Raw genomic sequence first — 22,762 nt, 5'->3', positions numbered from 1 at the left:
CCGATAAGAGGGGGCTTACAGATCGTAAATGGTCCCGACGGACTATCCGAGCAGCAGCCGGCGGAGTGTTTCGACATCGGGGGCGAAGCGGTCGGGACGGGCGGCTTCCAGTTCGCCCGGCAAGGCGTATCCCCAGCCGACGGCGATCGAGGCGAGGCCCGTTTCGGCGGCTCCCTCGACGTCGTAGCGGCGGTCGCCGATCATCACGGCCTCCTGCGGGGCGATCCCCAGTTCGGCGAGGGCATGGCGGATCACGTCGGACTTGGTCGTGCGCGTGCCGTCGAACGTGCTGCCGCTGATGAGGCGGAAATACCGCGCGAAACCGAAATGTTCGGCGATCTGTTCGGCGAACGGCGTGGGTTTCGAGGTAGCCATTACGTTTACGCACCCTGCGGCGGCCGTTGCGGCCAGCAGGCAGGGGATTCCCGGGTAGACTTCGTTTTCGAAGATGCCCTTCGGAGCGTAATATTCGCGGTATTTGGCGACGGCGGTCTCCGCGTCGGCGGGGCTCATGTCGTAACGTTCGCGGAACGAATCCGCGAGCGGCGGCCCGATGAAGGGGCAGAGTTCGCGCAGGTCGGCCACTTCGATGCCGAAATGGTGCAGGGCGTACTGCACCGAACGGGTGATGCCCTGCATGGGGTCGGTCAGGGTGCCGTCGAGGTCGAAAAAGAGGTATTTTCTGTGCATATTCATTGTGCGGTAAACTACAACTCCCCATGCTTCCGGATGCCGTATTCGCCGCCTGTGGCGTCGTATGCAAATTTGACCCCACCCTAAACCCCTCCCTTAGGGAGGGGCTTTGTGCCGCTGCGCGGCAAGGTGAAGCCCGGGAACTTGGTGAGAATGGCTAAAAAGCCCGGCCTCTAGGGGCCGGGTCGGGGTTACGGTTTGAGCCGCAGGAACGAGTAGCCGAAACGCTCTGCGGCGGCGCGTTCCAGCTCCTCGCGGACTGCGGGATGCGCCACGGAGATCAGCGCCCGGGCCCGTTCGGCAAGGTTGCGGCCCCGCAGGTGCGCCACGCCGTATTCGGTGACGATGTGCTGGATCATGTGGCGTGTCGTGACGACGCCCGCGCCGGGCGTCAGCAGCGCCTTGATCTTCGACTCGCCCTTGGGTGTGGTCGACGGGATGGCGATAAAGGTCTTGCCCCCTTCGGACAGCGCTCCGCCGTACATGAAGTCGTGCTGGCCGCCCACGCCCGAGATGATGCGTTCGCCGACCGAATCGGCGCACACCTGCCCCGTGAGGTCCACCTCGACGGCCGAGTTGATGGCCATGACGCGCGGGTTCTGCCGGATGCGGAACGGGTCGTTGGTCCACGCCACATCCTTCATCACCAAATCCTTGCGGTAGTCCATGTAGTCGTACAGCCGGCGCGACCCGAGGGCCAGCGAGGCCACCGTCACGCCGGGCATCACCGCCTTCTGCGAGTTGTCGATCACGCCGCTTTCCAGCAGCGGCAGCACGCCGTCGGTCATCGCTTCGGTGTGCAGTCCCAGATGCTTGTGGTCGCGGAGGGCCCCCAGTACGGCATTGGGGATACCGCCGACGCCGATCTGGAGCGTGGCGCCGTCGGGAATCAGTTCGGCGATGTAGCGGCCGATTTTGAGTTCGGTTTCGGTGGGCACGGCCGTCGGGACCTCCACCAGCGGGGAGTCGACCTCCATGGCCGCGGCGAAACGCGAGGAGTGGATCACGGCGTCGCCGTAGGAGTAGGGCATGGCCTTGTTGACCTGCGCGATAATGGTCTTGGCGCACTCCACGGCCGAGACCGCCAGATCGGCCGAGACGCCGAACGAACAGTAGCCCTCGGCATCGGGCGGCGAGACGTTGATGAGCGCGAAATCGAGGGGCAGCGTGCCGTCGCGGAACAGCGCGGGAATTTCGCCCAGAAAGGCCGGGATCGACTGTCCGTAGCCGTCGGCCAGCCAGCGGCGGATGTTGTTGGCTACGAACAGGCTGTTCACGAGGAACGAATCGCGGTATTCGGGCCGGCAGTAGGGGGCGTCGAAGGCTCCCACGGCGAAGGCCGAGTAGACCTTCACGCCCCGGAGCTCCGGACCCCGGTCGGCCATCGCGGCCACGAGCACCTCGGGGATCGAGGTGCTGCCCTGAATGTAAACGCTGTCGTTGGATCGGATGAGTTTTACCGCCTCCGCGGCAGTCGTAAAGCGCATGGAATCGTCTATTTATGATTTTCGGCGAATATTTGCAAACGTTCTTCGAGCAGGTCGAACTGTTCGGGGCGGTTCAGTTGCGAGACGCAGACCCGGATGCCGTGCTGGCGGCTGCCGGTCGAGGTGAGCGAGATGGCGCAGATGCCGCAGAGCAGCAGTTCGCTCAGCAGCTCGGCGCTGGTCATCCCGCCGTAGCCCACCGTGTAGAAGAATCCGTCGCTGACGGCTTCGTCCCGGTCCTTGTCGTAAACGATGCGGAAACCGTGGCGGAGGAATGCCTCCTTGGTGAGCCGGGCGCGGCGGGCGTATTCCGAGGCTTCGCCCACGAAATCCAATTCGCCGTCGGCCGCCGCGCGGAACATCGCCGCCAGCGCGTGCTGCGCCGAATGGCTCGTGCCCGACGAGGCCGCATAGAGGAAAACCAGCACGAAGGCGTCGCCCAGCCGTCCGATGTTGTAACGCCGGCGCAGGGCCGGGTATTCGCGGCGGTAGAGCGCCTCGGAGACGGCCGCCACGGCGATTCGCTGTCCGGCATAGCTGAATATCTTCGAACCCGAGACCAGCAGGATGTAATTCTCGGTGTAACGGGCGACAGTGGCCTGATAGGGCGGCTCGAAAGGACGTCCCAGCGGCTTGCGGAAATCCATGCAGAGGTAGGCGAGGTCCTCGATGACGACGGCGTCGTATTTCGTGGCCAGCTCCCCGATCGTGCGCAGCTCGTCTTCCGTGAGACATATCCATGCCGGATTGTTGGGGTTCGAGTAGACGATGGCCGCCACGTCGCCCGCGGCGAGGTAGCTCTCGATCTTGGGCCCCAGCTTCTCGGCCCGGTAGTCGTAGATGTCGAACGACTCCGAGGGGATTCCGAGGATGCGCACCTGACTGCGCTGCACGGGGAATCCGGGGTCGATGAAGAGTATCTTGTTTTTGACCGGGTCGAGCTGCGAGCACATCAGGAACGTGGCGAAACTGCCCTGCATCGACCCGACGGTCGGAATGCACCCTTCGGGGGCGACCTTCACGCCGAGGAAAGCCTCGATAAAACGCGAAGCCTCGGTTTTCAGTGCCGGGATACCGGGCATGGCGGGGTACTGCGACGCAACGCCTGCTTCGAGGGCCGCGCATTCGGCCGCGACGCCCACCCGTTCGGGCGGCAGTCCCGGCACGCCCATTTCGAGGTGGAGGAACTCCTCCCCGGTTTCACGCTCCATCATGCGGGCGATGTCGCCCGACTGCCGGATCGTGGCCTGCGCGATGTCTGCAATGTCCATCCGCTCCAATGCGGAGCGCAGGCAGGACCTGTCGAACGGTATTTTCATCGTTTCGCCTGTTTTTGGGTCGCTTCGTATCCGGCGCGGAACGCCGCGAGGTTCGTCTCCACGACGGCGTCGCCTTTGCGGGCGAAGATGTCGCGGATGCCCGCTTCGAGTGTCGCGGTTCCGATGCCCAGCAGCGGTGCGGCGGCGCCCAGCAGCACCATGTTGGCCGAGCGGGGCGATGCCGCGGTCCGGGCCATGGCGTCGATGTCGAGCGTCACCGCGTGGGGCAGCGCCTCCAGTTCGCGTTGCAGGGCTTCGGCGTCGGGGTAGTCGGGGATGTTGACCAGCGGGACCGTGTTGGTGATGACCCAGCCGTCGGACGCCAGCCACGGCAGGTAGCGCAGCGCCTCCATCGGTTCGAGCGAGACGATGAGGTCGGCCTCGCCCCGCGGGATGAGGTCGGCATGGATCGCCGACGAGGAGATGCGCAGGTTCGACTGCACGTCGCCGCCCCGCTGGCTCATGCCGTGAACTTCGGCCTGCTTGAGTTGCAGCCCTTCGGCGAGGGCCGCCCGTCCGATGACGGTGGCGATGGAGAGGATTCCCTGTCCTCCGACGCCCGAGAGTATGATATCTTTTTTCATATCATCACGTCTTTGTGTTTTTGTGCTGTTTTTGTTCTGTCGGCTGTTGCAGTTTCGCCGCCTTCGGCGCCGTTTGCAAATCTGACCCACCCCCAAACCCCCGCCTCAGGCGTGGGCTTTATGTGGAGACCCCACGGGTTTCAGTCGCTCGATGGACTTACCATCGTTCGCTTTTCCGGCATAAATCGGTTGTAAATTATTTCGTTGCGTTCTTTCTCTTGGCCGTCTGGATGCATTCGCGGCGCGGGATGATGACCGAGACGCCCGGGTAGGCGATCTCCTCGCGGATCATCGCCTTCAGCTCCTCGCGGTTCTTGGGCAGGGGCACCACCACGCGGATGTGCGCCGGGTCGACGCCGATGCCGGCGCATATCTGTTCCAGACGCCCCGTGCCGGCCGAATCCTGACCGCCGGTCATGCCCGTCGTCAGGTTGTCGGAGATGATGACCGTGATGTTCGCGCGCTCGTTCACGGCGTCCAGCAGTCCCGTCATGCCCGAATGGGTGAAGGTCGAGTCGCCGATCACGGCGATCGAGGGGTGCTGTCCCGCGTCGGCGGCACCTTTGGCCATTGTGATCGAGGCACCCATGTCCACACAGGTGTCGATGGCGTGGAACGGCGCCAGCCATCCCAGCGTGTAGCAGCCGATGTCGCTGAATACTTTGCCCGCCGGATATTCCTCGCGGACCACCTCGGTCAGCGCGGTGTACATGTCGCGGTGTCCGCATCCCTGACAAAGTGCGGGCGGACGGGGTACGACGATCGCACTGGCGGCGTGTGCCCGGTGCGGCGACATCCCGAGGGCCGCGCGCACGCTGTCGGGCGTGAGTTCCCCGGTGCGGGGCAGTTCGCCCGTCAGACGGCCCCGGATGGGCAGGGGAACGGGCAGTACGCCCCGCACGGCCTCTTCCACGACGGGTTGCCCCTCCTCGACGACGAGCAGCGACTGGCATTCCGAGGCCATGCGCCGCACCAGATCGCGCGGCAGCGGATATTGCGACAGTTTCAGCACCGGATGCGGACAGCCGTCGGGGTAGTTCTCCATCACATAGTTGTGGGCGATGCCGCAGGCGATGATGCCCAGCCGCTTGTCCGGACCCTCCGCATAGGCGTTGAACGGGCTTGCGGCGGCCTCCGTCTCCAGCCGGGCGTAGTCGTCCAGCAGAGCCTTGTACCGCACGCGCGAGTTGCCCGGCATGAGCACCCACTGGCGGGTCTCGACAGGCGAGTGCAGTTCGTTCTCGGCGCGGGGCTCCGTCACCTCGACCACCGCCCGCGAGTGGGCCATGCGGGTCGTCAGGCGCATCAGCACCGGGATTTGGAACCGTTCCGAGAGTTCGAACGCGGCTTTCACCATGTCATAGGCCTCCTGCTGCGTCGAGGGTTCGAAGGTCGGCACGAGGGCGAATTTACCGTAGAAACGCGAATCCTGCTCGTTCTGCGAGGAGTGCATCGAGGGATCGTCCGCAACGACGACCACCAGTCCGCCGTTGGCGCCGGTCATCGCCGCGTTGACGAAAGCGTCGGCCGCCACGTTCAGACCCACATGTTTCATGCAGACCAGCGCGCGTTTGCCGGCGAACGACATGCCGAGCGCCTCCTCCATGGCTGTCTTTTCGTTCGTCGACCAGGTGTGGTGCACGCCGCGCGCGGCGGCGAGGGGATGGCCCTGAATATATTCGGTGATCTCGGTCGATGGGGTGCCCGGATAAGCATAGACGCCCGACAGTCCCGCATGGAGCGCCCCCAGCGCGAGGGCTTCGTCTCCGAGTAAAAGTTCGCGTTTTTTCATAAGATTTGCGGTATGATTCGGATAATACAAATTTAGGAAAATTTAATTAAAATGCAACCTTTTGCGACGATTTATTATATCGATGTGCGGAATCCGGAATAAATGTCGTTTCGAGCCGGATTTTTGTTGAAAAATGTAATGCAGGACCTCGTTTGGGCCGAGCAGAAAAATGTCCGAAACGTATATATATATGGTGCAAAATGCTTATATTTGCGAGCAAACCCCTCGTTGCAACGCTCTTTTAGAGGGTTTTTGCAAAGCACGCCAAACGTTTTGCACAAGTCGGAAAAGCTGCCATGGAGATAAAACGAACGGAATCGGAAGAGTTCGTGAACCGGATCAACGGGAAGGAGCCCGTTGCTTGGGAGGAACTCTACGCCCGTTACTACAAGGCGCTTTGTGCCTACTCCGCGTCGCTCACGGGCGATGCCGCGTTCGCCGAGGACCTTGTTCAGGAGCTGCTGCTCCGGATGTGGCAGTCGGAGCGGACTTTCTCGGTGCTTCCCGAACTTGCGGCTTACCTCTACCGTTCGGTCTACCATAATTCGCTGGCTTACCGGCGTGACCGCAGCAACCGCGAGTCATTGTTACGGAACATGCACGAACAGCAGGTGCGCGACGAAATTTCCCCCCCCCACTTCGATCCCGAAGCCGATACCGAGCTGCTTGCCGGAATGGTCGGGGAGGAGGTTATCCGCCGGCTTTACAGCGACATCCACGCCCTGCCTTCGGAGCAGAGCCGGATCATCCTCCTCTCGATCGCCGGGTTCAAGGGCGCCGAGATTGCTCGCCGGCTGGGCATCAGCATCAACACCGTCAAAACCCAGAAGTACCGGGGCTACCGCTCGCTGCGGCTCAAGCTCAGCAAGTTCTTCTTCCTCTTCGGTTCTCTCCTCGCCCTGCTCACGGGCCTGAAATAAAAAAAGCCGCTCCGAAAGAAGCGGCTTTTTCGTGCCTTGTTTTCCGAATTAGAAATTCGAGAATCCGCCGTATTTGAATCCTCCCCAGCGGATTTTGCCGTCAATCTGGTATTTCTCGATGACGCGCTCCTCCTCGAAGGTGAGGAAATTCACACCCGAACCTACGTTGCGGTTCGAGGTGGTGTACATCATTACCGTGCCGTCGGTCAGTGCGAAGAGCATGTAGCAGTTGTTGCTCTTCATCGTACCCTCGACGATGGCTGCGACATCGCTGTCGAACGTATGGAATTCGGTAGGCGCCGCCGATGCGGTGCGCTCCTTGACCAGTACTTTGCGGGGGTTCGAAGCCGAGGTATAGAACATGTAGCCCGACTTGTAAGAGCTTCCGCCGTCGACGCGGATCACGCAGGTCTTGCTGTCGGGGCCGAATTCGGGCAGTTCGCGGTAGACCTCCTCGTAGACCTCCGATATCTCCACGGACGAAGTTCTCGACGTATAGGTGATTTTCACTTCGCGCGTATAGTACTTGCCGTCGGATTTCCTGCGGAACAGCATCATGACACTCGAAGGACCGGGAGGAAAGGCGGCATCTTTGACGAACCAGCCGTCTATGAGTTCGTAGTCGGTGATGCCGCTCATTGCGCTGCCGTCGGGGAACTCCGTAATCTGTCCGGACCGTTGGCCGGAATCGGATTCCGAGGTGCTGTAATCGAAGTTCACCAGCAGGAAACGTCCTCCGTCCTCGGTCTGGTCGTAGATCAGTCCGTATCCCTCGCTGTATTTCGCGGTAATGAACTTGACGCCGTTGATCTGCTTGCCGTTGTACTGCATGGGCAGGTTCAGGAAACGGCCCGTGTAATAGATTCGCGATCCCTTGCGCTGGAAGACCCGTCCGTCCTCGGCCAACAGGTAGCTGACGAAGCCGCCGTGCATGAAATCCTTCAGCCGGAAATTATCCGGAAATTCTTCGTTCATGAACTCCTGTTGCAGCGTCATCTCCTGCAGCAGAGTTTCGCCGCTGAACGAAGCGCAGTTCTCCGGATCGTCGTCGAGGAACATCTCCTTGCCGACGATGGATGCCTTTTCGCACGACCAGTACTCCTCCAGACGGGGGTTGCTGCCCGTAAAGGGTATCTGCATGCCGGCGCCGTTCTCGTAATAGTCGAATGTGTAAAGAGCGGCCACGGTGTAGCTGATGAAGTCGTAGCGCAGCGCTCCGTCCTTCTCGACCAGCAGGCTGTAGCCCGTGACATAGGGCTGGTCGAGCTCGATACTGAAGGGGAAGATCGTGGAATTGCCCGCCGAGTTGCGGCGGATTTCAAAATAACAATAGACCCGGTTGGTTTCCATGTCGCACTCCCAGTCGAGGTCCTTGGTCGTGGCCACCTCCTTGCCGTCGATGACCCAGCGGTAGGAGAGGTCGTTCATCTCCTTATAAACCACATTGGGTGTGATCTGCAGGCGGTCGGCAAGTTTGATCTTATAGGCCCGGTTGGGTACGAACAGTGCCAGATCGTTCTCCGGGTTGTCGATCACGGGCAGGTCGAGCGTCTTGTAGTCGAGGTTGGTGTCGTCGCTGTAACACCCGCTCACCAGCGCCGCAACAACTGCCAGAAGCAGCAATTTATATCGTTTCATCGTCTGTCTCTTTTAATGGTTAACCCTGAATTGCCACCTTCATCTGTGTGCCGTCCTCCTCTGTCTGGGGATTTTCCTGAAGCCAGTACTTGAACTTGAGGGCATAGAACTGCTTTTCGCTCTCCTCCAGTTCGCCGTAGTCTCCCGTGAAGATATGCTGCGAGAATAGCCCGAATTTCTTGTCGCTGTATGGGCCAAGGTAGAAATCCACGACCGACTGGGTCCACCACGAAGGGTGTGAAATCTGGGCGGTGACGCGGAGCTCGGCCTCCAGAAATCCGGTCTGCGTAGCGAAGAAGTTCCCGTTGCTTTCGAGACTGAATTTGAGGTTGTAGGTCCCCGTTTCCATCCGTTCGGTCCTGTGGACCGTGACGAAGATCGTGTCGAGGAAACTCTCCTTGTGGAAGACCAGTTCCGGAAGTTCGTACTCTTCGGTCGCTCTCAGCGTCGTGTCGTCGCTTCCGGGATGGAGCTTCACGGCGTATGCGAGGTCTTCGGTCAGCGGCCGGCCGGCGAATTTGATCGGCACGGCGATCCGTACGGTCTTCTTGGTCGTGGAGACGAACGAGAAGTTGAAGATCTGGTTGCCGCTTTCCGGATACGACATGTAGATGTACCGCTGGTCGGTCGGAGCGAGAATTTCCGATTTGTTGCAGGCAGCCGTGAACAGGGAGGCTGCGGCTGCGAGTATGGCTATCGTCTTTTTCATCGTGTCTGCTTTAAACTGTTTCATCGGTTAGATCGCGCTTTCGCTGTCGGGAATCGGCAGGGTGAGTTTGCCTCCGTGGTTGAAATTGCCTTCGGAGAAGGTGATCGGGCGGTTGGTGCGCTTGAAGAAGAAGATGAGCTGTCCCTCGCCGATGAACTCCTTGCGGTATTCGTAGAGCAGGGCCTCCCAGAACGCTTCTTCGGACATCGTGCCCGAAAGCGCGGGCGACGAATACCCGCGGGCCTTGCGCACGACCATCAGGTCGGCGGCAGCCGACGTCATGTCGGTCTTGTAGAGACACTCGGCGGCGATGTAGTAAGCTTCGCTGATGCGGATGTTCGGAATAATCATATCCTTCTCATCGGTGACGTTGACGGTGTATTTTTTCATGAAGTTGGTCGACGTATTGAGAAAATTCTTCCGGTAGTCGTTCGTCGGCGTGGTGAAGAAGGTCTTGTCGTCGATGATGAGACGCCTCGAGTTCGTGCTGTTCGCATAGGGCTCGAAAGTCGCTACCAGTTTTTCGTGGTAGAATCCGAAAAGCAGGTCGTCGAACATCTTGGGCGTGCTCAGGATCGAACTCGAGGTCGAGAATTTCAGCGTTTTGTCCGTTACCAGATCGATGATCTCCTGCGCATAGGTCAGTGCGTCGTCGGTCTCCTGCGCCCAGAGGCAGGCGCGGGCCAGCAATACGGTTACGGCGTAGTAGTTCAGCCGCGTACCGCGGTTGCCGTAGAACTTGCCCTGCGAAGGGCTGTTCGTGGCGAAAAAACGGTAGCTCGTCGATGTGGCGTAGGAGGGGTTGACCTCGACGTCGAACGTCTTGAGCAGGTCGTGGGCTTTCACCAGATCGGCGATCACCTTCTTCATGAAGTCCCGGCTCGGGATCGGCGGGTTGACCGTCGACGGATAAGTCTCCACATAGGGGATGTAGCGGCCGTCGGCATCGACCTCCATCGACGCGCCGAACAGACGCATCAGGTCGAAGTGCATCATGGCCCGGACGGCATAGGCTTCGCCGAGGATCGTGTTGCGGTCGACCTCCTCGAGGCTGAAGAATTCGGGGTCTCGCTTTTCGGTATTCGCGATCAGGTCGTTGGCTTGGGCGATGATCTTGTAGCCGGCGCTCCAGATGGCCGAGGCGAGCGATGCGGCTTCCTTGGCCTCATATTCGAGGTTGTACATTTGGGGGTAGGACTTGTTGTCGCTGGCGGGATCGACGGCGTAGTAGCGCGCCCATACGTCGGTCATACCCCACGAAAGTTCCCTGCCGTAGAGCGAGAAGTCCGACATCTGGCGGTAGAGGCCGTTGACGACCTTGTAGTAGCCGGCGGTGTTCTTGTAGAGGTCGGTGTCGGTGATCTCGTACTGGGGTTCTATTTTCAGCCACTCTTCGCAGGCCGTGGTCATCGTTGCGGCCAGAAGCAGAGCTGCGAGATATATCTTTTTCGTTTTCATAAGTCGCGCGTTTTTAGAAGGAAGCGTTGACGGAAAGGGTGAACGAACGTGCGTAGGGCGACGTGAGTCCGCGTTCGACTTGGATCGAGCTGGCGGTGAACAGGTCGCGGCAGTTGAACTGCAGTTTGAGGCGGTAGAGACCCAGCTTGCGGATCATGTCGCGCTTGAACTCGTAGCCTACCGAGAGGCTCGACAGGTTGAGGTAGCTGTAATCCTGAACCAGTCGCGAGGTGGGGCGCGTCACGGAGTTGAAATCCTTGATGTCGCGGAAGCGGGCGATGATGTTCTTGCCCTCGATCCAACGGTCGCTCAGCACGCGCCGGTCGCAGTTGCTGTTGAGGATGTCGGCCATCTCGATGGTCGTGCGGAGCGTCTGGTTGTAACGCTGCCCGCCCCACTCGTACATGAAATAGGCGTCGAGCGTGAAGCCTTTCCAATAGGCGCTTGCACCGAACGAACCGCTCATCGTAGGTTCGGTGTCGCCCACCAGCACGTTCTCAGCGGGGTCCCACTTGAAAGTGGTCGAACCGTCCCGGCGCATGAACAGCTCCTGACCGGTCGCGGGGTCGATGCCCAGCGAACGCATGGCGTAAATGCCCGTCTTCGAGCCGCCTTCATAGTAGCGCAGCAAAGGGGTAGCCTGTACGTCGTTGCCGCCGATTCCGCTGTTGTAGTGCTCGTTCACGCGGTCGTTGTAGGATTTCAGAGCGTTGGAGATCTTCTTGAGCTTGCCCTTGTTCGACGCTCCGTTGAACAGCAGGGTGATGATCGTATTCCGGGTGTTGACGATGCGGCTCTGGATTTTGATTTCGTGTCCGCGGTTCTCCATGCGGCCGATGTTCTCCTTGTACATGGTGAAGCCCGACGAGGTCGGAATGGTCATGTCGCCCAGCATGTCGTGCGTGTCATTGATGTAGTAGTTGTAACGGGCGTAGAACAGGCCGTTGAGGATCGACAACTCGAAACCGAAATCGGTCTGCATCGTGCGCTCCCATTTCAGGTTGGTATTGCCCAGATACTTGATCTCCACGGCGTCGCCCGTCGGGGGCTGCCAGTCGGTGATCATTTCGTACTTGTTCTGTGCGGCGTAGGAGGGGAACGATACCTTACCCGTCATGCCATAGGTTCCGCGCAGCTTGAACTGTGTCAGCCACGGGGTTCTCTCCTTGAAGAATTTCAGGTTGTGGAGGTTGACACCGAAGCCGGAGGAGAAGAACGGGGCGAAACGCTTGTTGGAGCCGAACTGCGAACTGCCGTCGATACGTCCCGAGAGATCGGCGAAGATCACGTCGTTGTACGAATAGTTGATCACGGCGAGGGCACCGAACAGGCGGTTTTTGCTTTCCAGATAGCTCTTCGTGTCGAGGTATTGGGCATAACCCGGAGCCGAGAAACCTCCTTCGGGGAAACCGCTGTAGGTGAATCCTGCGTAGTCGGTCTTCTCTTCGCGGATGTTCACGCCTGCGACCAGATTGATGTTGTGCTTGCCGATCTGGTCGTTGTAGTAGCCGTTCACCGAGATGTCGTAGTTCGACTGCTTCTGCGTCGAAGTTACCAACTGGCCTTTTTTCTCGGTGTTCTGGAACCGTGCGGCGGCCGGATCGACGAACCGGTTCGCATCGCTGACGATGTAACCCAGAGTGACCATGGCCTTGAAATTGATCTTCTTGTTGAGGTAATAGCGGACGTCGAACTGGTCGTAAAACTCATGGCGTTTTCCCTTGTCGAAACTGTTCAGCGTGGCGTCGTACATCGGGTTGCGGTAGGGTGAACCGCTGTGCCATGATGCCATGTTCATGCCGATGTTGCCGTTCTCGTCCAGATAGGTGTCGTAGGGATTCATGCGCACATAATCCGAGAAGGTGCCGTAGGGCGACTCCTTCGAATTGACCAGCGTGGTAGTCATCTTGTTGCGGAAGGTGAGTCCTTTGTGCTGGTACTGGAGGGTGAGTGCCGCATCCATCTTCTCCCGGTTCTGGCCCTTCATCACACCCTCTTGGTCGTCGTACATCAGGTCGAGGCCGTAACGGAATGCATCGGCGCCACCGGCGACGGTGACCGAATGTTTGTGGCTGAACGACGTACGCAGCGGCAATGCGAGCCAGTCGGTCTCGATGCCGCGTTCGATGTTCTGCAGTTTGCCGTTATACTCCTTGAGTTTCGTGGCGATCTGCCCCGGATCGTCCGTGTCGTAGTAGCCGGCCAGCCGTTCGGCTTCGAGCTTTTCACGGGCGTTCATCAGGTTGTAGCTCGACAGGTCGGGGGTGTTGATCGAGAAGTTGCCGCTGTAGCTGACGTTCAGGCGTCCGGCAGGCAGGGGTTTGGTCGTGATGACGACCACGCCGTTGGCGGCGCGAGAACCGTACATGGCCGTTGCCGCGGCGTCTTTCAGGATGGTGTAGGTCTCGATGCGCTCGATGTCGAGGTCGTAGATCTTCTCCATCGACACTTCGTAGCCGTCGAGCATGAAGATCGGCTGATTGGGGTCGTTCTTGAGTGCGTGTTCCGAGGTAAGGTTCGAGTCGAGCTCGAGGGTGCCGATGCCCGATTGTCCGCGGACATACATCTGCGGCAGGGCATTGGGGTTCGAACCCATGTCGAGGTTCTCGGCGATGCGGAACGAGGGCTCGAAGATCTGGATGGCGCTGAGGGCGTTGCCCTGAGGGGCCACGGTCTTGAGCTGTTCGCCGGTAATCGTGGTCGACGATCCGGAGAACGACTTCTGGGCGATGTTCAGAATACCGGTAACCACGACGTTGCCGATCTCGCTCACTTCGGGGTCCATGTGGATGTTGATTTTATCCAGTTCCTTGACATGCTGCTTGCCGTTGCTGAAGGCGGTGACCGTCTGACTCTTCATGCCCAGAAATGAGAACGAAAGGGTCATGTTGTCTGTGCGGCGGGCCTTGAGGATGAATTTGCCGTCGGGGCCCGTCACGGCGCCGCGGCTCGCCTGCTTGAGCACGACGCTCACGCCGGCCAGCGGCAGTCCGTTCTCGTCGTAAACCACGCCGGAGAACTGCACGGCCTCCTCGGTGCCCTTCTTGATCTCGTCGGAGGGGCGAATGACGACCATATTGCCACGGATTTGGTAGCTGAGGCTGCTGTTGCGCAGGCAGTATTTCACCACGTCGACGACGGTGGTGTTGTTCATTTGCATGGAAACGCGCGGCAGCGACTCGATCTGCGAATTGTTGTAGACGAAGTCATACTGCGTGTGGTTGTCCAGCCAGGTGAAAACCTGCTGTACGGTGGCATTGCGGAAATTGACCGCGATCGTCTGCTGCGCCTGCTGCGCGCGGACGGCTCCCAATCCCGCTGTCCAGATCACCAGCAGCACGGCCAGCCGCCGTATCAGTCTGCCGGAAAAACCTGCTTCGGGTAAAAAACTCTTCATACGCTGTCGGGTTATGTAAAATGTAATAATTAGAAATCCCCGTCTCCGGACTTTCGAAGACGGGGATTCTTCAAAGTCTTAGTCAATGAGCCGGTTGATCGACTCGTAGATGAAACGGTAGTGTTCGCGGGTACGGCGGTCGCCGCTGTTGATGTAGGGCTTCACGACCTGACGCAGCTCCTTGAGGATGCCGTAGTAGAGCTGACGTGTCGACTGCGTGTTGATTACGGGCCATTTTTTCAGCGCTCCGTACTGGGCGCTCACCTCGTCGCGGCCGAAATCCACGTCGTTCATCGAGTAGAGCAGCGGCATCTCCTCGACGGTCTTCATGCACGCTTCGGGATCGCTGAAGTCGAGGACCTTCGGATCGCCGGCGATCTGCGCCGCGAGCGCCGATGCCGAACCGTCCCTGTATTTGGCTTTGCGGTCCACTATTTTCGACGAGGCCATCATCGTCTTGGCGAAGTTCGTCTGGTAGTAGAAATCCTCGTCGGCGAGGCGCTGGCCCTTGCGGGTCTTCTCGAAGAGCTTGTCGAACATGTAGCGGATGTAGCGCTTGTGGTCGAAATGGTCCTTGCCCTGTCCCTCGTAGATGAACAGACGGGTCGCCGTGGCGTTCATCAGCAGGCTGAGGTAGTCCTTGTGCTCCTCGATGCGCTCGCGCTGAATACCCATCAGGCGCACCAGCTCGGGGCGGTGTACCCAATCCGGCATGTAACGGTGGGCGTAGAGGATGTCGAGGGCCTCCTTCTGTTCGGCGTAGGGCGTGAACTCGTAGCTGGGAACGGGGTCGTTGGCCTTGCGCTCGTAAGTCTTCACGCCGTAGGCCGTAATGGCCACTTGGGTCAGGACCTGCTTGTAACGGCGGTAGAGGTAGTTGTAGAGGCCGTTGCGGTAGAGATACTCGGGGTCGTCTTCGTCGGAGATCCATTTGTCGAAGTTGTCCATGCAGTATTTGAGGTTCTCCAGCGCATACTTGAAGTTCTTGATGTCGTCGTCGCCCACGTCGTTGGCGCCGCAGTCGGGGCAGTCCTTGGCGTTCTCATAGCGGTAGACGGGGTTGCCGACCGTGGCGTCCACCCACTTCTCGATCACCTTGAGCTCCTCCTCGGAGGTCTTGGCCTCGGGAATGGGCTTGTAGAGGCATTTCACGACGTGGTAGTCGTATTCGCCCACACCGACCGGGGTGATGCGGAAGCCCTTTTTCACGGCGTCGATCGGCGCGATGAAGTTGTACTTGGCGATGTCGAGCATCGAGGGGGTCGTGCCGTATTTCTGTGTGAATGCGGCGTTGTTGTGCAGCGAATCCGAGGGGAACGCGGCCGACGAGGTCAGGTTGTACGACATGCCGAAACAGTCGACACCCGTGAGCCATGTGAAGTGGTTCTTGATGTGCTCGAAAAGGGTGCTGTCGGGCATGTAGCGCTGGCGCACCGAGGGATCGGCGTGCGCCGTGAAGACGAAGATCTCGAACGGCATCTCCCACGTCATGTTGTGGCAGACCATGACCGTCGTGCGGAGGATCTCGCCGCTGCGGGGGTCGACGTAGGTGCGCACGCGGGTGTCGCCCGTGAGCGAGGGCACATAGTTGATGCAGTTGTAGCGGAAGTTCTGGGGGCTGAACTGCGGGTCCTCCTCGGGCGTGGGGAACGGCCTGACGCGGATGGCGTCCTTGAAACCGATGGCCTCGAAGCACTTGTTCCACTCGAGGATGCCCTTCGTGATGGCGGCGCTCATCTGCGCCGTGAAGGTCGTGTCGATGTAGAATACCACGGGGGCCTTGGGTTCCACGGCTTCGCCGCGGTCATAGGCTGCCTGATCCGACGGCTCCATGCGCCAGCGGGTGGCGAAGTAGACGGGGTCCATCAGTTTGTAGTCCGAGTGGTAGTTGTACTTGCCCAGCACGTTCAGCGGCAGGCGGAAGTCGGCCAGACGCGGACGCATCGGCGTCTCGGGCAGCAGGGCCAGCGAACGCACCAGCTTGGCGGTGGTCACCTTGTTGTAGGTCTTGCCGATCTTGCTGTCGTAGGTGATGTAGCTGGTGATGGTGGCGTTGTCCTCGAAAGCGGCCACGTCGGTAAGCATCGAGCGGTCCTTCTTCTGGTTGAATGCGATGCCGCGCAGCACGAGTTTCGTCTCCGAACGGGGGTCGATGGCCGTCAGCAGGCTCTCGCCTCCGATGAACAGGTCGGTCATGTCGAACACCACGGCCGTGGAGTCGGCATTGAAGGCCTTGATCTTGTACGACCCGAGGATCGCCGGCATGTTGCTCTGGGCCAATGCGCGGCGGATCTCCGCGCCGTTGTCGGCCACGACCGACTGGTTGCGGTCACGGCGCAGCAGGACCGTGCGGTTGATCGTGTCGAACTTGACCTGCAGCGGACGCAGCGGCGAGAGGCCGACGTAGCTGTCGGTGTGATCGGTGATCTCGGCCACCGACGACATGAGCATCATGTCGCGGTTGAGCATTTTCAGCGGCAGCTCGACGAACAGTTTGTCGTCGACGATGTGCAGGGTCATCATGCCGCCCTTCGAGGTTTTTACCTGCTTGCCTTTAAAAAGTTTGTCGTATTCGCTCTGCTTCTTTGCGGGTGCGGCGGCCGTCGTCTGGGCTTTCTTCTTCGATTTCTTGCCCTTGGCGAAGGTTGCCGTCGTGGCGCCCGACAGGAGCAGCAGCGAAAGCAGACAAATCAGATATCTTTTCATAATGTGAATCGCTGTTTGGGGTTAAATTACTCTAAAGCACCTTCGATGCGGTGGAGCAGCAGTTCGTAGTGGTTGCGCGTGTCCTGATCGCCCGTGTAGCGCTTCTGGCGCAGCAGGTCGCGGACCTTGATCAGACGGCCGTAGTACATGGCGTCGCGCGGCGAGAGCGATTCGGTCAGCGAGCGGAAGTAGCCGAAGCCGCTGATCTCCTCGGGGTTGTTGGACGTGCCGAACAGGTCGGCTTCCAGTTGGCGCTCCATGCGGGACATCATGTCGCCGTCGCCCAGAGCCTCTGTATAGACATTGCCGGTCGAGATGTTCCAGCCGTTCTGGTCGAGCTGCGGAGCGAAGCCGATGCCGCGCTCGTCGTCGGCGATGCCCTTCTCGGAGCTCTTTTTGGGCGCCAGACGCGTGATCATCAGCAGCATGTCGACATAGGAGTTCTGGTTGCTGCGGTCGCGCGGGGTGAGGCTCTTGCCCTGATAGGTGTGTCGGAAGATACCCTTTATTGCGTCGTCGGCATGCTCGAGCTGTGTGTAGGCATTCGGAGCGGGGTCGATCATGCGGCCGAAGCTGCCCTTGTCGGCCTCGATGCAGGAGAGGAGGATACGCTGTACGCGCACCGAGAGGTTGCCCTGCAGGGGCAGTTCCTTGAGCAGTGCGGGATCGTCGATCCAGTCGAGGTCGTGGAGCTGGTCGATCAGGAACTGCTGCGCGCAGCGCTGGTAGTCGCCGTCGATGAACGAGTAGGAGGGACGCGGGTCGCCGGCCTTGCGTTCGTTCATCATCATGCCGCCCTTGACGTTGTAAACGTGGTTGATATAGGTCAGGTACTGGTTGAGCAGCGACTTGTAGATCGCCTCGCGGGCCGTGAGGTCGTTGTCGTCCTCGCCGTACCACTCGTTCAGGTGCTTCATGATGTACTTGAGGTTCCTGATGCCGTACTCCGAAGCGCGGACGTGGTCGTCACCGAGGTCCTCCGACAGCGACGTGGGGTCGAGGGTGTTGAAAATCTGCTGCTTGCCATACCGGTAAATCGGGTCGCCGGCATGCGAACGGACGAGGTTGTCGAGCCATGGCTGCTCCTCTTCGGGGGTCTTGGCGTCGGGCAGGTAGGTGTAGAGCCACTTCACGGCATATTCGTCATAAAGGCCCATGCGGGGAGGCATCATGCTGACGCCGCGCTCGTAGTCGCCGGGCTGTGCCACATGGTTGAAGCGGGCGTAGTCCATGATCGAGTAGGTCGTGCCGTATTTCTGCGTGAACGAGGGCGAGCGGAGCGAGTCGACGGGAATGGCCGACGACGAGGCCATGTTGTGCATGAAGCCCAGACAGTGTCCCACCTCGTGCGAGAGGACGTAGCGCAGGGCGCTGCCCATGATCGAGTCGGGAATGTTCATCGTGCGGACGTTGGGGTCGGCGGCTGCGGTCTGGAGGAAACGCCAGCGGTTCAGGAGCTTGACGATGTCGTGGTAAACCATCACCGAAGCCGTGATGATCTCACCCGTGCGGGGGTCGTCCCACGAGGGACCCATGGCGTTCTGGAACGCCAGCGGGGCGTAGCGGATGCAGGAGTATTTCAGGTTGTCGGGGTCGAACTCGGGGTCCTCCTCCTTGGTGGGATAGTCGCGGACTTGGACGACGTTCTTGAAACCGATCTTCTCGAAAGCGTCGTTCCACTGCTCGATGCCTTCGCGGGCATAGGGCTTCCACGCTTCGGGCAGGTTCGTGTCGAGGTAGAAGACGATGGGCTTCACCGGCTCGACCAGTTCGCCGCGCTTGTAGGCCTCGACGTCCTTGGGCTCCACGCGCCAGTGGCGGGCGTAGTAGACGGGCAGCGTACCGCGGTTCATGTTCGCCGAGAAGCGGGCCTTGCCCGTCACGAAGATGTTCATGCGGGGGTCGGCGATGCGCGGACGCATCTCTTTTTCGGGGAGCAGCAGCAGCGTGCGGGTGACGAGCGCCGTGAAGGCGCGCTTGTCCTCGATCTTTCCCATTACCGGACCGTTCGAGTAGGTTACGGTGGTGGTGTAGCTCAGGTAGCTCTTGACGGTCACGTTGTCCTCGAAAGCCTTGATGTCGCCCAGATGGCTGTTCGACTTCTGGAACGACGTGGTGCGCGAGAAGGGCTTGTAGCCGAAGGTGCTGTAGGGGTCGAACGGCGTCAGGTCGTCGTTGTCCTCCATGAAGAGGTTCGTCACGTCGATCACCACGGCCGTCGAGTCGGCGTTGTAGGCCTCGATCTTGAAGGCGCGGTAGATGCCCGGGATCGAAGAGCGGCGCACCGCCTCGTCGATACCCTTGTCCTTGCCGTCGCCGCTGTAGATGTCGTTGACCAGACAGAGCTGCACGCTCTTGTGACCCTCCTTGGCGAAGGTCACATGCAGCGGGTCCTTCGACTTGTAGCCGACCACGCCGTGGTCGTTGTTGCTGGTTTCGGATACGGTCGAGCCCAGCAGCATCTCGCGGCCGAAGATCGACATCGGCAGCTCGAAGTAGAGCTTCTCGCCGTCGACTTTATGAATGGTCACGAGACCCTTGACCGTCTGGCACTTCTTGCCTTTGAAGAGTTTGTCGTAGTCGGAGGTCTTTTTGGCGGAGGTGGTGTCCGTCTGTTCGGTCTTAGCTTTTTTCTTGTTCTTTCCCTTGCTTTTCGAGGGCTTGGCAGCCAGCAGGAGCGCCGGGATGAGCAGCGCACACACGAGGAATAGGCCTTTTCGTATCATACAGTTTGGATTAAGGTGTTTATTGTTTCTTGTTTACGATCAGTGTTTTTTCGTCGGGCATCACCAGCTCCAGATCGGTGATGGTCTCCAGCAGGTCGATCACCTGCGCCAGCGAGAACTCGCGCGGGATCTTGCCCGTCAGCGCGTATTGTGCAGGGTCGACGTTGATCTGCATCTCCACCCGGTACCAGCGGCGGATGTCGGCGAGGACCTCCTCCAGATCGGCGTTGTAGAACGCGATCTTGTCCTCGGTCCATGCGGTGTAGGCCGTGGGGTCTACCTCGCGCACCGAGAGCGCATCGGCTGCGCCGCGCGTCCGGGACTGCATGCCCGGCGCGAGAGTCACCGTGCCGCTCCGGTTGCCGACCTCGACACACCCTTCCAGCAGGGTGGTGCTGGCCATGCCCTCGTCGTCGAAGTCGCGGACGTTGAATTTCGTACCGCGGACGGTCATCGTCGTCTTGCCGGCCTCGACGATGAACGGACGCTCGGGGTTGTGCGTGACGTCGAAAAGTCCTTCGCCCGAAAGCTCCACGCGGCGTTCGCCCGCGGCGAATTTCACCGGGTAGCGGAGTGTCGAGCGGGCGTTGAGCCATACCTGAGTGCCGTCTTCGAGGGTGATGAGGCATTTGCTCCCTTCGGGTACCGACAGCTCGTTGTACAGCAGGACCTCCTCGGCCTGTTCGACCACCTCGGGGGCCGTTTCGTACTTCACGCCTTCGGTGCCGTAGCTGATGCGTCCCACGCCTTCGATCTGCTTTTCGGCCTGCCCGTCGAGCTGCAGCCGGCGTCCGTCGGCGAGCGTGAGCGTCACCTTGTCGGGCGCGGGGTAGATGGCGTCGGCCAGTTGCAGCGTGCGTTCGCGCTCGCTGGGCAGGGGACGGGTGAGGAATGCGATTCCGGCAGCTATGACGACGGCCGCGGCGATTCCCGTTGCGGCGACGGCCCAGCGGCGCAGCGTGCCGGCGGGTTTGCCGAGACCTGCGGCGGTGCGGAACCGTCCGAATGCCCCGCGGGTGTCGAATTCGTCGTATCCGGCCATACGGTCGGCGATGTAACCGCTGGTGGTGAGCTGTTCGCGGAGCGCCTCGAAGTGCGGATCGCGGGTAAGTGCTTCGAATTCAGCCGCCTCGCTCTCGCTCAGCGTGCCGTTTAAATATCCGATGAAAAGCTCGGTCCAGTGTTCCAGTAGCTCTGAATTGTCGATCATCTGTTTATGGGTCTGTTTGCAGTAGTTTGATAAAGAATGCGCGGGATGGAAAAAAGTATGACAGATTTTTTGTTTTTTTTGGTTTGATTGGTTTTTTTACGACCTTTGCAGGGTTAACAGATATTTTGCCATGAACCATTCGCCGAACATCAAACAGGTGGAAACCGTACTTAAATATATTAAGGAGCAGCTCTATTCGGGGAGCCTGCAGCCGGGCGAGCGCCTGCCCGCCGAGCGGCGGCTGGCCGAGACGCTGGGAGTGGGGCGCGCCCATGTGCGTGCGGCGTTTCAGAAGCTGGAGTTTTACGGCATCGTCCAGACCTTTCCCCAGAGCGGTACGGTGGTGGCGCAGGAAAAAATGCAGGTGCTGGAGCGCATGATTACCGATGCGCTGCAGATCGAGCAGTATGATTTTGCGTCGCTGGTCTATGTGCGCGTGCTGCTCGAATTGGAGGCCGTGAAGCTCTGCGCCCGCAACCGCACGCCCGAGGATCTGGAAAACATCGAGCAGGCTTTGCTCGAATGCGAGGCGAAATTCTATACCGACGAACGTGTGTCGAAGGACTTCGCCTACCATCAGGCGCTGGCCCGCGGGGCTCACAATCCGGTGATCGCCTCGATGCTGCTGGTCATCACGCCCGACGTGCTGCGTTATTACCAGCGTTACCGGGTCTGCACGGTCCCGCAGGAGGAGGTCTGTTTCGAACACCGCGAACTGCTGCGTTTTGTCCGCGAGCAGGACGAGGAGGGGGCGGTCGCCATGCTGCGGCGCCACCTGAAGTCGCTGAGCGAGTTCGCCGCCACATACAACGACGAGAATCATTTTCTGGAATAGGTTTTCGGCCCCCGAAATGACAAACGGCTGTCCCTTTCGGGGCAGCCGTTTGCTGTGAAGCGTCACTTACGCACTTGGATTCTCTATCCACAGAGCCACTTGCGTAGTATTTCGGGGGTTTCGACCTTTTGGCAACTGACCGAGGCGAGCAGTTCGCGCCCCCGTGGTGTCAGCGAGTAGTACATCTGCCGGCGGTCGTGGCAGCAAAGTTCGCGGAGCACGAGCCCTTTCGACTCCACCGAGCGAAGCACTTTCGAGGTGTTCGACGGGGTGAGTCCCAGCAATTCTCCCAGCCGGCCCGGGCACAGGCGCTCGACGTTCGCGAGGCTGCAGAGGGCCATGCCTTCGTTCAGGCAGATGCCGTAGCGTTTTTCGAAGGCGGCTTCGAACTGGTTCACGGCACGCTGCAGGTCGCGTATTTTACAGAGCTTGTCCATGCTTTTCCGCTTTGTGTACGGCCTGCATGCCGCAGTGTTTCACGCATTTGCCGCATTCGATGCACTTTTCGGGATCGATCGCCGGCAGGGAATTTCCCTTTTGAGAAATCGCACCTGCGGGGCAGATCGCAATCAGCGGACAGCGGTGGTTCTGCGGGCATAGCAGGGGGTCGATGGCCAGCGCCATTACTTGCCGAGCATTACTTTGTCGATGGCCTCCTTGAGCGATGCCTTGGGCAGTGCGCCCTGTGCCATCTGGGGTTTGCCGGTCATCGGGACGAACAACAGCGTGGGGATCGAACGGATGCCGAACGCTGCGGCGAGTTCCTGTTCCTCTTCGGTGTTGATCTTGTAGATGTAGATTTGGTCCCCGTACTCGGCAGCCAGCTCCTCCAATACCGGCGCCAGTGCCTTGCAGGGGCCGCACCACGAAGCGTAAAAGTCGATCAGGGCGGGTTTGTCACCGAGGTATTTCCACTCTTGGGGATTCTTCTCATAGTCGGCGACCTTCTTCAGAAAGTCGGCCTTGGTCAATGCGATCGTTTTCATATTCTTTGCGTTTTTGTTGTTGGTCTGTGCTTGGCTTCCGGCGGCGAAGGCCAGCAGCGCGAAAGCGGTTATGAGCAGTTTTTTCATCTTGTTTTTTAATTGTTCCGTATCAATAACGATGCAAAGATAGGGGTTATTTTCCAATAAAACAAATTTCCAATGGAAAATATATAAAAGAGGGACGAAAAAGGATTCCGATTTGATGCCGAAGCTGTGGGGGAGGGTTGGCTGAAACGGCCGCATTTTCGTTCGGAGCGGAAAAAGGTCGTCTGAGGGCCCGTGCGCCCGGAGCGGGAGGCTGT

At 59.8% G+C, this 22,762-nt stretch carries 17 protein-coding genes; 2 read left to right on the top strand and 15 right to left on the bottom strand.

What is annotated here, in order from left to right:
* Positions 1–42: 42 nt before the first annotated feature.
* The 5 genes from BN5935_RS01470 to BN5935_RS01450 form a co-directional block, all read right to left on the bottom strand.
* Positions 43–690: an HAD family hydrolase gene (locus tag BN5935_RS01470; protein ID WP_064976791.1), complete on the bottom strand. Its 648-nt coding sequence runs from the start codon at positions 688–690 to the stop codon at positions 43–45.
* 194 nt (positions 691–884) lie between these two features.
* Entirely contained in the window at positions 885–2,180 is a 1,296-nt protein-coding gene (locus BN5935_RS01465) for an acetyl-CoA hydrolase/transferase family protein (RefSeq protein WP_064974522.1), read from the bottom strand.
* Between the two features lie 8 nt (positions 2,181–2,188).
* Entirely contained in the window at positions 2,189–3,499 is a 1,311-nt protein-coding gene (locus BN5935_RS01460; protein ID WP_064974521.1) for an aminotransferase class I/II-fold pyridoxal phosphate-dependent enzyme, read from the bottom strand.
* Positions 3,496–4,083: an indolepyruvate oxidoreductase subunit beta gene (locus tag BN5935_RS01455; RefSeq protein ID WP_064974520.1), complete on the bottom strand. Its 588-nt coding sequence runs from the start codon at positions 4,081–4,083 to the stop codon at positions 3,496–3,498. Before BN5935_RS01455 ends, BN5935_RS01460 begins: the two co-directional genes overlap by 4 nt.
* A 196-nt stretch (positions 4,084–4,279) precedes the next feature.
* Positions 4,280–5,875, bottom strand: a complete 1,596-nt coding sequence (locus BN5935_RS01450) for a thiamine pyrophosphate-dependent enzyme (protein ID WP_064974519.1) — start codon at positions 5,873–5,875, stop codon at positions 4,280–4,282.
* A gap of 296 nt (positions 5,876–6,171) precedes the next feature.
* Between BN5935_RS01450 and BN5935_RS01445 the strand changes: the two genes are divergently transcribed.
* Positions 6,172–6,795, top strand: coding sequence for an RNA polymerase sigma factor (locus BN5935_RS01445; protein WP_064974518.1), 624 nt, complete (start codon positions 6,172–6,174; stop codon positions 6,793–6,795).
* Positions 6,796–6,843: 48 nt separating this feature from the next.
* Here BN5935_RS01445 and BN5935_RS01440 read toward each other — a convergent pair whose 3' ends face one another.
* The 7 genes from BN5935_RS01440 to BN5935_RS01410 all read right to left on the bottom strand — a co-directional run bounded on the left by BN5935_RS01440 (position 6,844) and on the right by BN5935_RS01410 (position 20,639).
* Positions 6,844–8,433 (bottom strand): PKD-like family lipoprotein, encoded by a 1,590-nt coding sequence (locus tag BN5935_RS01440; RefSeq protein ID WP_064974517.1) that lies wholly within the window; start codon positions 8,431–8,433, stop codon positions 6,844–6,846.
* A gap of 19 nt (positions 8,434–8,452) precedes the next feature.
* Positions 8,453–9,142 carry a DUF4843 domain-containing protein gene (locus tag BN5935_RS01435; RefSeq protein WP_064974516.1) on the bottom strand — a complete coding sequence of 230 codons (690 nt, stop codon included), beginning with the start codon at positions 9,140–9,142 and terminating at the stop codon, positions 8,453–8,455.
* Between the two features lie 27 nt (positions 9,143–9,169).
* Complete coding sequence (locus tag BN5935_RS01430) at positions 9,170–10,600, bottom strand: RagB/SusD family nutrient uptake outer membrane protein (RefSeq protein WP_235820971.1); 1,431 nt, start codon at positions 10,598–10,600, stop codon at positions 9,170–9,172.
* Positions 10,601–10,613: 13 nt separating this feature from the next.
* Complete coding sequence (locus BN5935_RS01425) at positions 10,614–13,997, bottom strand: SusC/RagA family TonB-linked outer membrane protein (protein ID WP_064974515.1); 3,384 nt, start codon at positions 13,995–13,997, stop codon at positions 10,614–10,616.
* 78 nt (positions 13,998–14,075) lie between these two features.
* On the bottom strand, positions 14,076–16,703 hold the full coding sequence (locus BN5935_RS01420) for a DUF5117 and DUF5118 domain-containing protein (protein ID WP_064974514.1): 2,628 nt from the start codon (positions 16,701–16,703) through the stop codon (positions 14,076–14,078).
* Between the two features lie 26 nt (positions 16,704–16,729).
* Positions 16,730–19,429, bottom strand: a complete 2,700-nt coding sequence (locus BN5935_RS01415; protein WP_064974513.1) for a zinc-dependent metalloprotease — start codon at positions 19,427–19,429, stop codon at positions 16,730–16,732.
* Between the two features lie 19 nt (positions 19,430–19,448).
* The gene (locus BN5935_RS01410) at positions 19,449–20,639 is read right to left on the bottom strand and encodes a FecR family protein (RefSeq protein WP_064974512.1); all 1,191 of its coding nucleotides are present in this window, start codon (positions 20,637–20,639) and stop codon (positions 19,449–19,451) included.
* 130 nt (positions 20,640–20,769) lie between these two features.
* On the opposite strand from BN5935_RS01410, the gene BN5935_RS01405 reads away from it, so the two are divergent.
* Positions 20,770–21,474, top strand: coding sequence for a FadR/GntR family transcriptional regulator (locus BN5935_RS01405; RefSeq protein ID WP_064974511.1), 705 nt, complete (start codon positions 20,770–20,772; stop codon positions 21,472–21,474).
* 83 nt (positions 21,475–21,557) lie between these two features.
* Here BN5935_RS01405 and BN5935_RS01400 read toward each other — a convergent pair whose 3' ends face one another.
* Genes BN5935_RS01400 through trxA form a run of 3 tightly spaced genes read right to left on the bottom strand, consistent with a single transcriptional unit; the run spans position 21,558 to position 22,547 of the window.
* Positions 21,558–21,911: a MarR family winged helix-turn-helix transcriptional regulator gene (locus BN5935_RS01400; RefSeq protein WP_064974510.1), complete on the bottom strand. Its 354-nt coding sequence runs from the start codon at positions 21,909–21,911 to the stop codon at positions 21,558–21,560.
* Positions 21,895–22,098 carry a 4Fe-4S binding protein gene (locus BN5935_RS01395; RefSeq protein ID WP_064974509.1) on the bottom strand — a complete coding sequence of 68 codons (204 nt, stop codon included), beginning with the start codon at positions 22,096–22,098 and terminating at the stop codon, positions 21,895–21,897. The genes BN5935_RS01400 and BN5935_RS01395 overlap by 17 nt, the downstream gene beginning before the upstream one ends.
* Entirely contained in the window at positions 22,098–22,547 is a 450-nt protein-coding gene (gene trxA / locus BN5935_RS01390) for a thioredoxin (protein WP_064974508.1), read from the bottom strand. The genes BN5935_RS01395 and trxA overlap by 1 nt, the downstream gene beginning before the upstream one ends.
* Positions 22,548–22,762: the final 215 nt, after the last annotated feature.

The organism is Alistipes provencensis (genome assembly GCF_900083545.1).
GTDB classification, from domain to species: Bacteria; Bacteroidota; Bacteroidia; order Bacteroidales; family Rikenellaceae; genus Alistipes; species Alistipes provencensis.
The sequence above is the reverse complement of the archived record's forward strand: the minus strand, read 5'-3'. Positions and strand labels throughout refer to the sequence as shown.